Annotated in this window: 15 protein-coding genes; 2 read left to right on the top strand and 13 right to left on the bottom strand. The window is 64.1% G+C overall.

Features of this window, described 5'->3' with window-relative positions; genetic code table 11:
• Positions 1-81 precede the first annotated feature (81 nt).
• Entirely contained in the window at positions 82-810 is a 729-nt protein-coding gene (locus tag R3X27_RS05240) for a hypothetical protein (RefSeq protein WP_317707773.1), read from the top strand.
• Here R3X27_RS05240 and R3X27_RS05235 read toward each other — a convergent pair.
• The 5 genes from R3X27_RS05235 to R3X27_RS05215 form a co-directional block, all read right to left on the bottom strand.
• Positions 800-1648, bottom strand: coding sequence for an ATP-binding protein (locus tag R3X27_RS05235; RefSeq protein WP_317707772.1), 849 nt, complete (start codon positions 1646-1648; stop codon positions 800-802). The genes R3X27_RS05240 and R3X27_RS05235 overlap by 11 nt on opposite strands.
• On the bottom strand, positions 1648-2547 hold the full coding sequence (tatC, locus tag R3X27_RS05230; RefSeq protein WP_317707771.1) for a twin-arginine translocase subunit TatC: 900 nt from the start codon (positions 2545-2547) through the stop codon (positions 1648-1650). The genes R3X27_RS05235 and tatC overlap by 1 nt, the downstream gene beginning before the upstream one ends.
• 11 nt (positions 2548-2558) lie before the next feature.
• A complete protein-coding gene (gene tatB / locus R3X27_RS05225; RefSeq protein WP_317707770.1) occupies positions 2559-3059 on the bottom strand; it encodes a Sec-independent protein translocase protein TatB in 501 nt (166 codons plus the stop codon).
• Positions 3060-3113: 54 nt separating this feature from the next.
• The gene (locus R3X27_RS05220; protein ID WP_317707769.1) at positions 3114-3353 is read right to left on the bottom strand and encodes a twin-arginine translocase TatA/TatE family subunit; all 240 of its coding nucleotides are present in this window, start codon (positions 3351-3353) and stop codon (positions 3114-3116) included.
• Between the two features lie 392 nt (positions 3354-3745).
• Positions 3746-4867, bottom strand: coding sequence for an AI-2E family transporter (locus tag R3X27_RS05215; protein ID WP_317707768.1), 1122 nt, complete (start codon positions 4865-4867; stop codon positions 3746-3748).
• 200 nt (positions 4868-5067) lie between these two features.
• Here R3X27_RS05215 and R3X27_RS05210 point away from each other — a divergent pair, with 200 nt between their 5' ends.
• Positions 5068-6078 (top strand): NAD-dependent epimerase/dehydratase family protein, encoded by a 1011-nt coding sequence (locus R3X27_RS05210; RefSeq protein ID WP_317707767.1) that lies wholly within the window; start codon positions 5068-5070, stop codon positions 6076-6078.
• A 181-nt stretch (positions 6079-6259) separates the two neighbouring features.
• On the opposite strand, the gene rfbA is transcribed toward R3X27_RS05210, so the two are convergent.
• The 8 genes from rfbA to R3X27_RS05170 form a co-directional block, all read right to left on the bottom strand.
• On the bottom strand, positions 6260-7132 hold the full coding sequence (gene rfbA / locus R3X27_RS05205) for a glucose-1-phosphate thymidylyltransferase RfbA (RefSeq protein WP_317707766.1): 873 nt from the start codon (positions 7130-7132) through the stop codon (positions 6260-6262).
• A 4-nt stretch (positions 7133-7136) separates the two neighbouring features.
• Positions 7137-8285 (bottom strand): DUF1972 domain-containing protein, encoded by a 1149-nt coding sequence (locus R3X27_RS05200; RefSeq protein ID WP_317707765.1) that lies wholly within the window; start codon positions 8283-8285, stop codon positions 7137-7139.
• Positions 8282-9292, bottom strand: coding sequence for a sulfotransferase (locus R3X27_RS05195; RefSeq protein ID WP_317707764.1), 1011 nt, complete (start codon positions 9290-9292; stop codon positions 8282-8284). The genes R3X27_RS05200 and R3X27_RS05195 overlap by 4 nt, the downstream gene beginning before the upstream one ends.
• Positions 9293-9337: 45 nt before the next feature.
• Positions 9338-10357 carry a sulfotransferase gene (locus tag R3X27_RS05190; protein WP_317707763.1) on the bottom strand — a complete coding sequence of 340 codons (1020 nt, stop codon included), beginning with the start codon at positions 10355-10357 and terminating at the stop codon, positions 9338-9340.
• Between the two features lies 1 nt (position 10358).
• On the bottom strand, positions 10359-11234 hold the full coding sequence (locus tag R3X27_RS05185; protein WP_317707762.1) for a sulfotransferase: 876 nt from the start codon (positions 11232-11234) through the stop codon (positions 10359-10361).
• A complete protein-coding gene (locus R3X27_RS05180) occupies positions 11231-12157 on the bottom strand; it encodes an NAD-dependent epimerase/dehydratase family protein (RefSeq protein ID WP_317707761.1) in 927 nt (308 codons plus the stop codon). The genes R3X27_RS05185 and R3X27_RS05180 overlap by 4 nt, the downstream gene beginning before the upstream one ends.
• Complete coding sequence (locus tag R3X27_RS05175; RefSeq protein WP_317707760.1) at positions 12154-13371, bottom strand: glycosyltransferase; 1218 nt, start codon at positions 13369-13371, stop codon at positions 12154-12156. Before R3X27_RS05175 ends, R3X27_RS05180 begins: the two co-directional genes overlap by 4 nt.
• Positions 13372-13437: 66 nt before the next feature.
• Positions 13438-14739: a polysaccharide biosynthesis C-terminal domain-containing protein gene (locus tag R3X27_RS05170; RefSeq protein ID WP_317707759.1), complete on the bottom strand. Its 1302-nt coding sequence runs from the start codon at positions 14737-14739 to the stop codon at positions 13438-13440.
• Between the last annotated feature and the right edge of the window lie 2 nt (positions 14740-14741).

Genomic DNA, 14741 nt, shown 5'->3' with positions numbered 1-14741 from the left:
ACAGGACGGGGGAACGGCTGGACGGGCAGGGCGCGCGCCCTATCCTGCCTCCCATCAGAGATTTTGGGGCGGAGAGAACCTATGCGAAATGAGCCGGAGATCGTGTTGATCCTTGGCAGCGGGCCGGGGGCCGTCGCCGCGCGGGACTGGGAGACGCATCCCTTTGACGCCATCGTGGCGATCAACAATGCCTGGGCGGTGCGGCCGGACTGGACCCATCACATTCATCCCAAGGACTTCCCCGCCGAGCGCGGGCCGGCCGACTATTCCGAGACCCAGGCGGAGGTCACCTTTCGCGACTACGTGCCGACGATGAACGCCCATGGTGGCGTGGTTCATATCGGCGGTACGATGGCCTTCACGGCCGGCTGCTGGGCCGTGGAGGCGCTGCGCCCGCGCGTGCTCGCCTTCCTGGGCTGCGACATGGTCTATCCCGCGACCGGGCCAACGCATTTCTATGGCACCGGCACGGCCGATCCGCTGCGGCCGGATCCGACGTTGCGCTCGCTGGAGGCCAAGGCGGCGCGGCTTGCTCTAGGGGCGGCCCGTCGCGGCGTGGCCTGTGTGAACCTGTCGGGCGGCGAGAGCCGGCTTGTCTATCCGCGCGCGGGGCTGACCGAGCTTGCGGGCCATGCGCCGGCGCGCGACTTGCCGGTGCAGGCGATTGCGCGTGCAGAACAGATGGAGCGGGATGCGGGCTATTTCGTCGAGGATGGGCGTTACTGGAAACAGCAGGACGGCTTTGACCTGGAGGTGATCGATGCGATCGACGCCGCGTGGTTGACGGCCTGGGAGGCGTTCAGAGGCTGACGCCTCTCCGCCCCGCGAGATCAATGAAGAACTGCCAGGCGACCCGTCCGGAGCGCGCGCCGCGCGTGGCCTGCCATTCAATGGCCTCGGCGCGCAGCGTGGTGTCGTCGATCTCGACCCCATACGCGTCGCAATAGCCGCGGATCATCGCGAGATAGTCGTCCTGCGTGCAGGGGTGGAAGCCGAGCCAGAGGCCAAAACGGTCCGAGAGCGAGACTTTTTCCTCGACCGCCTCGGAGGGGTTGATCGCCGAGCTGCGCTCATTCTCGATCATGTCGCGCGGCATCAGGTGGCGGCGGTTGGAGGTTGCGTAGAAGAGTACGTTTTCGGGGCGCCCCTCGATGCCGCCATCAAGCACGGCTTTCAGCGACTTGTAATGCTGGTCGTCGTGGCTGAAGGAAAGGTCGTCGCAGAAGAGCAGGAACCGCGTCTTCGGGGCCGTGCGCAGGAGCGTCAGCAGACGCTGGATTGTCGGCAGGTCTTCGCGTTGGAGCTCGACGATCTTGAGGTCCTCGCCGCGCGCCTGGATCTCGGCATGGACCGCCTTGACAAGGCTGGACTTGCCCATGCCGCGCGCGCCCCAGAGAAGCGCGTTGTTGGCCGGCAGCCCCTTGGCGAATTGCAGCGTGTTTTCCAGCAGGATGTCCCTTGCGCGCTCGATGCCGAGCAACAGCGAGAGATCGACCCGATTGACCTCGGCGACCGGGGCAAGCCGGTCCGGGGCGGTCTGCCAGACGAAGGCCTCGGCGTTGTCGAACTCCGGCGTGGCAGCGGGCGGCGGCGCCATGCGCTCCAGCGCGGCGGCGATGCGGTCCAGTTCCTCGGCCGTGAAATCCATCAGGCGCTGCCTTCTTTTGTGTCCCCGTCTTCCTCGTCATCCATCAGGCCCATCTCGCGCAGCTCTGCATTGCGCTTCTTCTCGACGCGGGTGACGAGGAAGATCGACACCTCGTAAAGCGCGTAGACCACGGTGAAGAGGATGACCTGGGTCACCACGTCAGGCGGTGTCACGAGGGCGGCGAGGGTGAGGATGCCGACAACGGCCCATTTGCGGACATTGCGCAGGCCCTCGGCCGACACCAGCCCGGCCTTGCCCATCAGCGTCAGCAGAACCGGAAGCTGGAAGCAGAGGCCGAAGGCGATGATGAATTTGAGCGAGAGGTCGAGGCTTTCGCGCACGGAGCCAAGGAAGACGGTGCGCAGCTCGGCATTCTCGACATCCGCCGGGATATTCTCGCCGGTCAGCATGGCGGTGAGCGCAGGGATCGCGTCGGAGAAGCCGATGAAGAAGTTCATCGCCAGCGGGGTGACGATGAAATGCGCGAAGGATGCACCCATCATGAAGAGTACCGGAGAGGCGATCAGGAACGGCAGGAAGGCGTTCTTTTCCGACTTGTAGAGGCCGGGCGCCACGAAGCGCCACATCTGGTAGCCGATATAGGGGAAGGAGATCGCCAGGCCGAAGATCATCGAGATCCGGATCAGGACAAAGAATTTCTCCTGCGGCGCGGTGAAGATCAGCTGCGGGTTCTCGCCGCGCGCACGCAGGATGTCTGCGATCGGCTCGACGAGGAAGTTCAGGATCGGCTCGGCCACCGTGAAACAGACGATCATGGCCACGACAAAGGCCAGCACCGAATGGATCAGACGGGTCCGCAACTCCGCGAGATGCTCGATCAACGGGGCGGAGCTGTCTTCGATTTCTTCTTCGATATCGTCTTCGGGGCGGTCGCTCATGCGGCTCTCGCTCATGCCTTGGAGGGGTCGGCGTCCGGAGCCGGGGAGGGCTCGGGCGCGGATTGGGTGTCGGCCTCGGCGCGGGCGGCGGCTTCGGCCTCCAGGCGCGCGGTGGCCTTTGCGGCCGTGCTTTCGCGGATCTTGCGGGCGGCCTCGGCGCGCTCCTCGCTCAACGGTTGGGTCTCGGGAGCGCTGGCTGTCGACTTCGGTTTCGACTCCGCGTCGTCATTCTCGCCAAACGGGTCGATCTCGTCGAAATCGACGGCATCCTTGAGCGCGTCCATACCCATTTCCTTCGGGTTGGTCGCTTTCTTGAGATCCTTGGCGATATCCTTGACCCCGGCCTCGTCGGCGGCGTCTTCCATGGCGCGCGTGAAGTCGCGGGCCATGGCGCGCAGCCGTGCCGTGAACTTGCCGAGCGTGCGGAACATCATCGGCAGTTCCTGCGGTCCGACAACGATCAGCGCCACGATGCCGATCAGCAGCAATTCGGTCCATCCGAGATCAAGCATCGCGGGTCAGCCTTGCCTTGGGTCCAGCCAGTGTCACCGTCGGGGCGACGACGATCAGACCTTGTCCTTCTCGGTCTCGATCTCTTCCTCCGGGGTAACGTCCCGGGCGGCTTCCACCTTTTCCTGTTCGATTTCCTGTTCGATCTCTTCCTTGCCCTCGCTCACGCCCTTCTTGAAGGCGGTGATGCCCTTGCCGACTTCGCCCATCAGCGAGGAGACCTTGCCCCGGCCAAAGAGTACGATCACGACGACGGCGATGAGCAGCAGGCCCATGGGGCCGATATTGTTCAGCATTGTTTGTCTCCCTGACTGCGGGCGCGCGGGTGGGCCCGGCTGCCTGAACCTGTGGCTTCCGGAATTACTTATGGGTTTCGGAGGAGAGATCAAACCCCCAAAGAACGATATGCGGCGAATTTTTCTTGCGGGAAGTGCGTTGGATTTGAAATGGAGTTGCGTAGTACTGGGTATTTTCCCTGTCCGGGGGCGAAGAATCGGCGTCTTGCAGCGAATCCGATTGCTGCGTTGGGCCTTCCACCGGTTTCGCGCACAGCGCAAAGGCCGGCGATGTGGTGGGGCGCCGCATGCTTACGGGGCCGGGGGAACGCCTTCGCGGCGTTCTCCGGAGCAGGCCATTTGGGCCGCGGCACGCCTGCTCCCTGTTCTGAATGCGGAGGCCGGGAGGGCGGCTAGGCGTCTGGTGGATCGTCCAGTTCGGGCGCATCCTGTGCGAAGCTGTCCGCCGGTGTGGAGAGCGTCTCCGCGAGCGTCGACCAGATCGTGACGAAGAGGCCGGCAACAACGGGACCCAGGATCAGGCCAACGGCGCCGAACATGCCAAGCCCGCCGAAGGTGCTGACCAGGATCAGGATATCATGCATCTGGGTGTCGCGGCCGACGAGGATCGGGCGGAGGATATTGTCGATCGTGGTGACGACCAGACCAGCCCAGAGCGCAAGCCCGATGGCGGGACCGGTCTCGCCGATGGCGGCGAGGTAGATGACGCCGACGGTCAGAACGAGGCTGGGACCGATCCCGGGGATGATCGACACGATTCCCATCACGACGCCCCAGAAGGTGGCGCCTTCGATGCCTGCAACATAGAATCCGACCCCGCCGAGCACGCCCTGGACGATGCCGATCACGAGCGTCCCCTTGATCGTGGCGCGGCTGACGGAGATCGCGCGGTCGGCAATCTTGCGCTGCGTTGTCGGCGCGAGGCCGGTGAAACGCAGGATCTGCTTCATCACCGGTGTGTCCATCTGCAGGAAGAAGAAGAGAGCGTAGAGGAAGATGAACGTATCGAGGAAGAACCGGGCCGTTCCGCGCGTCACCTGCGAAAGCGTCGTGACCGTATAGCGGGCGATCGCGGTGACGATATCGGCGATCTTGTTGGCGATCTCGGGGCCCATACCGTCGAGATGTTCCTGGTAGGGGACCCAATCCGGGATCCGGGCATCCAGGGAGTTCTCCGTGACCCGGTTTACCATCGAAACGATGGAGCGGGAGAGCGCGAAGGCTTGTTCGGCGGCCGCGCTCGCGATCAGCGTGACCGGAAAGATGACCAATACAAGGATCATCGCCATGGTGATGGCGCTGGAAAGGTTACGCCGCCCGCCGAGGCCGTCGCGGATTCGGCGGAAGAGGGGGCGGGTGAGTTCAGCCACGATTGCCGCCATGATGAGCGCGATCAGGAACGACTTGATCATGCCGAAGAACAACAGCGTGATCAGCGCGGTCACGAGGACGAGGGCGCTCCAGCGCAGCGTGTCGGGACTGAAAAGGGGCGGCCTGATTTGGGAAGCTGGCATGGCGTCTCCGGGTTTTGCAACTCATGCCTATCGTATCTTGTCCCCGGGCTGAATGGACATGCTGCGCCGCGCCGGTCCGGTTTCGCGGATCCTGCGGACTGGACAGTGTTGGGGCTCTCCTATACCGCGGCATCGACGCCGAAGGTTGGCTGGGTGTCCAGCCTGCCGGGTGCCGTGGACAGCCTGGAGGAAAGAGAGCCTTGAGACGCGCCTTCATCACCGGAACCGCCGGGTTTATCGGCTTTCATCTTGCCGAGTTGCTGTTGCAGGAAGGCTGGACGGTCGCCGGCTATGATGGCATGACCGATTACTACGATGTCCGGCTCAAGCAGGATCGCAACACGCTTCTGGCCCAGCACCCGGCGTTCACGATGACGGAAGCCCGGCTCGAGGACATGGAGGCGTTGTCGAAGGCGGTCGAGGCGTTCGAGCCGGACGTGATCGTCCATCTCGCCGGTCAGGCCGGCGTGCGCTACAGCCTTGAAAACCCGCGCTCCTATATCGACGCCAATATCGTCGGCACGTTCAATGTCATGGAATGCGCCCGCGCGGCCGGTGTCGAACACCTGCTGATGGCCTCGACCTCCTCGGTCTATGGCGCCAATACCGAAATGCCCTATTCGGAGCTTCACAAGGCGGACAGCCAACTTACGATCTATGCGGCCACCAAAAAGGCCAATGAGGCGATGGGGCATTCCTGGGCCCATATCCACGATCTGCCGGTGACGATGTTCCGCTTCTTTACCGTTTATGGCCCCTGGGGGCGTCCCGACATGGCGCCGATCAAGTTCGCCCGCGGGATCGTCGAGGGGCAGCCGATCGATATCTACAACAATGGCGAGATGTATCGGGACTTTACCTATGTGACGGATCTCGTGCGTGGGATTTTCGGCCTGATCGATGCGGTTCCGGGCGGCGAGGAGACGCGGGTCGCGCAGGACAGCCTCTCGCCTGCCGCGCCCTTCCGGATCGTCAATATCGGGAATTCGGACAAGGTGCGGCTGCTCGACTTCATCGATGCGATCGAGGCGGAACTCGGACGCGAGGCTATCCGGAACTACATGCCGATGCAGATCGGCGATGTGAAGGCGACCTGGGCCGATGCGACGCTGCTCAAGAACCTCACCGGTTACCGACCGCAGACGCCCTTCCGCGAGGGCGTGGCCCGCTTCGTGCGCTGGTATCGCGAGTATTACGACGTCTCACCCTAGACCGGGCGAGCGCGTTTTGATCCGGCTCGAATGCGCCGACCTGTTTCGGACCTGGCCGGGATAGCGCCAGACCACGCTCGCGCCGGCGCCGCCCCGGGCAGGCGCTGACACGGCTTGCAGTGCAACCGGAGCAAACGGCACCATATTCCGCGCTATGGAAAACCCGGTCGAACCCGGCGGTCTACTCGATCAAACCGCGCAGGTAACGGCCATAGGCCGTCTTGCGGAACAGCTCGGCGCGCTTGAGCAGGCTTTCATCGTCGATCCAGCCTTGCTCATGGGCAATCTCTTCCGGACAGCCGACCTGCTGGCCCTGGCGTTCGGAGAGCGTGCGGACGAAGTTGCCTGCGTCGAGCAGGGAGGCATGGGTGCCGGTGTCGAGCCAGGCGAAGCCCCGGCCCATCTGCTGCACGCCAAGCGAGCCCTCGGCGAGATACATCTCCAGCAGCGTCGTGATCTCCAACTCGCCGCGCGGGGAGGGTTTGACCTCGCGGGCGCGTTCGGGCGCGGTGCCATCGAGGAAATAGAGGCCGGTCACGGCATAGTTGGACGGCGGCACCTCCGGCTTCTCGATGATCGTGTTGACCTTGCCGTCCGCGCCGAAACCGACAACGCCGTAGCGTTCGGGGTCGGCCACCTTGTATCCGAAGACCGTGCCGCCTTCGGTCTTGGCATCGGCCGCGCGCAGAAGGCCGGGCAGGCCGTGACCGAAGAAGATGTTGTCGCCAAGAACCATGGTCGAGGGCGCGCCGTCGAGGAAAACCTCGGCCAGCAGATAGGCCTGCGCCAGCCCGTCCGGCGATGGCTGGGTGACATAGGTCAGCTCCAGCCCCCATTGGCTGCCATCGCCGAGCGTGCGTTGGAATTGCTCCTGATCCTGCGGCGTGGTGATCATGCAGATCTCGCGAATGCCGGTCAGCATCAGCGCCGAGAGCGGGTAATAGATCATCGGCTTGTCATAGATCGGCAGCAGCTGTTTGGAGACACCGATCGTGATCGGGTAGAGGCGCGTGCCCGAGCCGCCAGCGAGAATAATGCCCTTGCGCTGTGTCATGTCGTCAGTCCTTTGAAATGGGTGTCTCGTTTATCAGGGGCAATCTTGCCGCTGGTATGTTCCGAAGTAGAGCGAAATAGGCCGCGCCGATCGCGTCCCAGGTGTAGCGTGCCTGCGCAATCTGGCGCATCGCGGCGCCGATCTCGGCCAGACGATCCGTGCCGGTCGCTTCAAGCTGCTCGCGCAATTGGTCGGCGGAGGCGAAAAAGAGAGCACGGTTCTCCGTGGAATGGCGGTTGAAACTGCAGTCATACGCGAAGACCGGCACGCCAAAATGCATGATCTCGACCAGCGATGGGTTGGTGCCGCCGGCGGAATGACCGTGGATATAGGCGGAGGCTCCGGCCCGGAGGGTCTTGAGCTTTCCGATGTCATAGATCGGGTCGAGAATCCGGATGCCGGGCGCCGCCGCATAGCGGGCCTTGAGGTCGACTCCATAGGCCGAACGGTCCCAGTTGCCGACGCAGACCAGCGGGAAATCGGCGCTCTGGGAAAAGGCGTCGAGCATCATGTGGACATTGTTTTCCGGCTCGATGCGGCAGACGTTGAAGGCATAGCGCTCCGGCAGGTCGATCTCGCTCAGCGCCCGGGCTTCCGACTCCAGCGCATGATCGCCGCCATAGGCGATCACGGCGCAATCGGCGCCATAGGTCTCGGCGACGTATTCTGCGATGGCGCCATTATCGGCGATGACCTCATGCGACATCCGCACGGCCAGCGCCTCGCTGGTCCTGAGGATATGGCGTTGCAGCCATCCCCACTTGTCGCGCTTCCATTCGATCCCATCGATATTGGTGATGATCCGCGCCTTCGAGATCAGCCGGATCAGGGGCAGGAGGATCGTCCCGGAAACTCCGAGCACCAGAATCACGTCGCAGCCGCGCCAGACGGCCGAGAGCATCGACCACATGTCGTAGGGAATGCTCTGCGCGCCATTGGCGTTGAGCGGGATATAGCGCAGCTCGGCATCGAGAAAGCGCTCCGCCCGGTCCTCATAGGCTTTCGCGCTGCAATAGACCGCGAGCGCCTCGGGAGCATCTGTCCGGCGGTGATAGCGGACGAGATTTTCCACCAGCGTTTCGAAGCCGCCATAGCGGGCCGGCAGGCCGACCGTGCCGACGACGGCAACGCGAAGTCTCTTCTCTTCGCTCACGCCGCCACGTCCTTGTATCCAAGCATTTGCATTGTCGTCGCGAAGGCCTCTTCCAGACAGGGTTCCAGCGGAAAGGCCGGTCTGGGCGCCACTGTCGAGAGTTTCTGCCCGGCATAGGTCAGGAAGGTCTCGTCCGCGGGAAGGTCACAGAACGCCGCGATCCGGCCCATCCAGCCGCTCGGATCCTCGCAAAGCGCTTCATAGGGGATATGCAGGATCGTTTCCGGCGCTTCCTGGGTGTGCCGCACGCCTTCGCGCATGGTGACGATCCATTCGACCACGGCGCGCTGTGTCTGGGCCTGCCAGTCGCGCATCTCCCCGGCATGCGGGGCGAGGTCGGGATGTTCCGGCACGAGCTGGTCGACGAGGAGCTGCCACTTGCGACCGTCGGCGCCCCACCAGTCATGGATCTCGTCGCCCGATTGAACGCCAAGCCGGTCTGACCAACCCTCGATGGAACCGCAGGTGTCCCAGCCGTTTCGGGAAATGAAAAGGAATTTCGCATCCGGGAAGATCTCGCGCACGAAAGGAAGGCGGAAGACCAGTTCGGGATACTTGTCGACAACGCGGCTTGTGCCGGTCGCGCGCAGATAGGCGCCGTGGATCCGGTGCATCGCCCGGACGACATCGGGCGTTGCGTCTCCAGCGTCGAGCCGGTAGCGGCCCGGACCGCGATCGTAGCTGCCGATCAGGTCCTCGCCGCCGCCGAGGGCGGCGTGCCACATCGCCTTGGGCTCGTTGAGAAAACCGACCTTTCCATGCATCGACAGCAGGAGGCCGAGGATGGTCGTCCCGCTCCGCCCGGCACCGAGGATGAAGATAGGCGCCTCTGCGCGTTTGAGCTGCGGCAGGCGGCGTTCCATCGCGAAGAGGCTGAAGACCAGCGGGTTGATCCACTGTCCCTTCGTCGTCAGCGGACGACCTTCGAAGAGCCCATAGCTGAGCAGCCGGGACCAGAGCCGTGTCGGGCGGGTCCTGATGTAGTGACTGTCGATCTGGGCTACCATGTTATCCGAAAAACGTCTGTCTATCTGTTGTTTGTAGCAAGCTGGTCAGGAAAAGAAGCGGCTCCGTATCGTCCCGATCAGGTTCTTGCTGCGCCGAAGGTTCAATAGCAGCGCGGCGAAAGATTTGAAAACAAAGATGGTCATCTGGCCGGCCTGGACCAGAGGCGACAGGCGGCGCCCGCTCGTGGCGTAGTTCCATTCGGCCATGTCCGCCCGCGCGACCTTTTCGCAGAGCGCAATCTCGCTTCCGCTCAACCCGCCCGACTGCCAGGCGTCGATCCGGCCGGGGTCGATGCCGCGCTCGTCAGGGCGGTCCTTGCCGGTCGAGGAGCCGATCTGCCCGATTTCGAGCATGGTCGGCTCATAGGCCAGCCCGGCATGATCGCAGATCTTTCGCACCGTTGTCTCGGGCGATTGGGCGAGATCCTCGAAACGGATCGCGAGAAAGCGCGGATGGGATTGCAGGCGTCGGGCCCGGCGGCTCGCCGAGACCCACATTCTGGACATGGTGTAGGGATGGTAGTTCACCCAGGCCCGAAAGGCCCAGAAGGCGGGCATGTTGGACGCCCCCAGCTTGCGGCGGCGCCACTTGTTCTTCTGCGACAGCAGGACGGATCGCGGATCGCGCAGGAGGCAGAGCATTCGGGCCTCGGGGAAGGCGTCGAGGATCTCTTCGGCCTGGAAGAGATAGCGCGGCGTCTGCTCGCAGGGGCGGATGGCGCCTGCGCGTTCGGCCTCTGCCTGCAGGAAGGCGCCATAGACAGAAACCGGATCGCGGGCTTGGGACCTGTCGAGGATCGCCCGGGCATCCGCGCCGTACCGTCCCGGCACGACCGGAGCAAAGAGCACGTCGCGCTCCGAGGTCAGCAACCTCTCGAGCATCGCGAGCAACCTGTCCTCGGACCAGTCACCGGGATCCCGGATGCTACCGGTCTCCACCATCTGCTCGAAGAAATGCAGCTCCTGGAAGCAATGCACTTCGGAGTGACGGTCGAACATCCGACCAGTCATGGTGGTTCCCGAACGGCTGTTACCGACGACGAAGATCACGTGCTGCTCGGGCATGTCAGATCCTGGCCGGCGCACCCGCGCCAGCGTGACGGCGGATGATTTCGAGGCTGTGCGCCGAGGGATGGATCGTCTCGGGCGGTGCGCTGGAGGTCAATGCGCCCCGGATCCCTCGCGCGACCGGACGCAACGCGGCGCGCAGCTTCGGTGCTGCGAGCGTCTTCTGGGACAGGAGGCGGTGCAGCCTGTTGAAACCGCGTGTCGTGCCAGGATGCCGGGCCCTGGTTGTCTGGTTGCTGGCAGCGAAACGCGCCGGATCGAGCGGCAGGGGCGCCAGCCCGCAATGGGCACAGACACGGTCGAGCACGGATTGCGGTTCGGATTTCAGCTCGGCAAAGCCGATCTCCAGCAGGCGGGGTCCAAACGCGGCGCGCAGGGGCGGCAGGTACTTGCCAAGGTCGCACTGGTCCAGCGTCCGGAACGCGACCGGCGTGTCCGGCGCGACGCCAAGGTCACCCTGTTGCGCAATCCAGTCATCGAAGGAGAGCCCGTTGGCGAGCAGGCCGCGCTGCCGAAAGAACCGGTACGCGGAGATCAACCGGTCGACGGGATCGCGCAGCAGCACAACCACGCGGGCCTCCGGCAAAAGCGTCGCGACCTGTCGAAAGGTTTCGCAATACATGTAATCCGGGGTCGCTTCGAGCCAGACGGGTTTCCCGGCATCGGCGAAGAGCGCGGCATAGGCGTCCAGATTGTCACCGGAAAACCCTTCCGGTCGCGACAGGGGGTAATCCGCGTCGAGAAAGAAGCGGGTCTCCTTCAGCGTCGAGGCGCAGATATCGGGATGGTGGGCGAGCCAGTCGAAAAGAGATGTCGTCCCGGCCTTTGGTTCGCCCGCGACGATCAGAACGCGCTGCCCTGCGAGCCGTGTCATGACGCCTTGTCCTGCTGCTGCAGGACCCATTTCCAAGTGTCGCGCAGCCCGTCCTTGAAGGCGACCGCCGGTTGCCAGCCGAAAGCGTCTCGGGCGGCGCTCGTGTCGAGTACGATCCGGGGGATGTCTATGGCGCGGCCGGGCCGGATGACGGGTTCGACCGGGCGCCCCGAGACCGTGGCGATACCGTCGATAATCTCGCGCAGGGAATGCCCTTCCCCGGCGCCGGCATTGAACGTGCCGGTGATGTCCTGTTCGGCGCTGGTGACGCAGAGGCGCGCAAGGTCGTGAACGTGGATGAAATCTCGCACGACACTGCCATCGCCCCAGAGATTCAGTGTCTCTCCATGCGCGAGCTGATGCATGTAGGTGCCGATCACGCCCTGTACGCCGCCATGCCCCTGCCGCGGGCCATAGGGGTTGGACGGGCGCAGCACGACCGCGCGCAGCCCGTGCAGGTCGATTTCCATCCGGATGTAGTTCTCGACCGCGGCCTTGACGATGCCATAGGAGGAGATCGGCGCGATCGGGTGGGTTTCCGGAACCGGGTTGCGCCCGGGGATGCCATAGACCGTGCCACCCGAGGAGAGATAGAGCAGCCGTGTGACCGCCTGCGCGCGCATCAGCTCCAGCATCCGGACCGAGCCGATCAGATTGTCCCGGATATCGGCGATCGGGTCCATGTTGGCGGTCCCGGGCACGGTTGTGCTGACCATGTGGAAGACCATGTCGATCCCGGCGAGCGCCTCGATGAGGCTGGCGCTGTCGGAGAGCTCGCCCGCGACGAACTCGACCCCTGCGGGCGTTGGCCGAAACCGCTCCCGCGAACGGTCGAAGACCCGGACGTCATGGCCCGTGGCGAGCAACCGGTCCACGACGTGGGAGCCGATGAAACCGCTCCCCCCCAGAATTAGGATCTTCACGAGATTACCTGTCCGTATATTTTCCGGAGACGTTCATAGATTGCGGCATCAGAGAAAGAAAGATGCGTGTACCTGCATGCGGCCGCCCCCATCCGGGCGATCTCGGCATCGGGCATGTCGCGAACCTCGCGCATCAGTGCCGCCAGCGCCTCCGCATCGCCGGCCTCGTAGGTCCAGCCATGCGGACCTGCCTCGATCAGTTCGGGAATGCCGCCGCGTCTGGTGCCGATCACCGGATTCGAGGCGGCGAATGCCTGGAGGATCACGTATGGGAAATTCTCGTGCCAGATCGAGGGCACGACAACCGCGCGCGCGCCATGCTGCCACTGTGCAAGGTCCGCGCCCCAGGCCGGTCCGACGACGCGCAGGTTGTCCAGCTGTCGCGCCCGCATTTCGAGCTTCTCCAGATCCGGCCCGTCGCCCACGACAACGACCGGAATCTCCGGGACCCGTTCGGCCGCATCGACCAGGGTATCGACCCCTTTCTCGTCGATCAGGCGACCGAAATAGAGCATGTAATCGCCGACATTGGCATCGACATGGTATTTGTCGGCGTCGAACGGGTTCTGAAGGTAGTCGATCCGGACACTGTCCTCGCCCCAGAAGTCGAGGGTCTTGTCCGCCATGAAGCGGCTGGCGAAGAGGAACATGGAGACATTCCGGCGCCAGAGGTTCTTCCACTCGTGGAAATAGGCTTCTGTCATGCTTGCCGCGCTGACGGTGAGCGATCCGTGGCAGCAGCGATTGGCGAGCGCCTTGTAGAAGCGCCCGCCCTTGCAATCCTCGCAGATATGTCCGTGGTGGAAGAGTTTGTAATTGGGACAGATATGTTTGTAATCGTTGCAACTCAGAACGACCGGAACGCCCGCTTCGCGCGCCGCATCGAGGATCGACGGCGTCAGGCGGATATAGATCGCGAAGGCGTGGATGACATCCGGCTTGAAGCGCTCGATCATGCGCGCGAAGGCGGCCTTCGCCTCCCGGTTGTAGATCATCTTCGGCAGTTGCAGCGTGCGCGACAGCAATGTGCCGGACTTGTATTCCGCGGCTGAGGGGAAATGCTCGGCATGGGACACATCGTCAAGCCCGGGCTCGGCGGCCGAAAAGCGGAGCACCTCGTGCCCGTTGGCCTCCAGCACGCGAGCAACCTCGTGGAAGAAGACCTCGGCGCCGCCCTGGACGATGTAATTGTTATGGGCGAGCAGAATGCGCATAGAGAAACTCCACGAGAGGCAAGCCAGAGGCGGTGTGCAAACGGGCGGCCCGCATGAGTGCACAGCTCAGCGGATCCATGGGATCACCAAAAACCCGAGCTTACGCCGGACCATGAAGACAGAGAAGAGATTCATTGCGATTACGGCGCCCGCCGCCGCGATGGCCGCGCCGATCGCGCCGAGGGTCGGGATCAGCACCACCGATGCGACAAGGACGATTGCGGCGGCGAGCAGGGCGCCGTTGCGGACTGCGCGCTCGTTGCCGGTCATCATCAACAGGACGCCCACGGAGCCGGTGGCGGCGTTGAAGGCCTGCCCGACCGCGAGGATGGCAAGGATCGTGGTGCCGTCTGTGAACTCGGGGCCGAACAGGGCAAGGACAACATCGCCCGCGAAGATGAGCACCAGCAGCAGCGGTGACGCGGCGAGCGCTGTCAGCAGGGCAAAGCGTCGGGCCAGCTGGCGAATACGCGCGGTTTCGTCCATCTGGTAGAGGGCCGCAAATCTTGGCGCCAGCACGTTATTGACCGCGACAAGGAAGAAGGCGACGAGGTTGGCCACCCGGGTCGAGACACCCAGCAGGCCGGTTTCACTGGCGCTGCCCCAGATGCCGAGCAGCAGGATCGGAGCCCAGGGCAGGAGACCGGTGGTGATGATCGCCATGGCCCAGAGCGGGCGCGCGGAGGACCAGAGCTCGGGGGCGACTGCTGTGTCGGCGGGGGTGTCGTTCCGCAGGTGGCGCCACATCAGCCAACCGCACAGCGCGGCCGCGCCGGTTGCCCCGACATAGGTCAGGCTGGCGCCGTCAGGTCCGAAAGCCTGTGCGAGCGGCCAGACAAGCAGGATACCGAAAAGCGGCCAGAGCACGCCGGAGACGAGCATGGCCTGCGGGATCCGGCTCAGGCCCTTGAGGCTCTCGGAGAGCAGCATCATCAGGGAGAACGTGACGATGCCAAGGCTCATGAGTTGCATCGGCCTCGTCAATTCGGGCGTATCGAAAAGCCGTTCCGACAGCGGCGCGGCCAGTCCGAGCAGGGCGGCAGCCAGCACAAGGCTGGCCAGCGTGGCGCTGCGCATGCCGATCCGGAACACACCGTTGACCCGCGCCCAGTCCGGGATGGCGGCGGAGGCGGCGATGAGACGAAGCATCGCGTTGTCGAGCCCGAGCCGCGAAATGGCGGAGAGGATGACCACCATTGCCAGCGCAGTGAAGAAGAGGCCGGTCCCCTCGGCGCCGAAAACCCGGCCGATGGCGACGTTGAAACCAAAGGCCAGAACAGCGCCCGCGCCGCGAAGGGCGAAGGCCATGCCGGCGCTCGTGATCAGGTCACGGGAATCGCTGTCGAGGCTTTTGCGCAGAAATCGCAAGG

The organism is Tropicimonas sp. TH_r6 (assembly GCF_033101155.1).
In the GTDB taxonomy this organism is placed as follows: domain Bacteria; phylum Pseudomonadota; class Alphaproteobacteria; order Rhodobacterales; family Rhodobacteraceae; genus Tropicimonas.
This window is presented reverse-complemented; position numbering and strand designations above follow the sequence as displayed.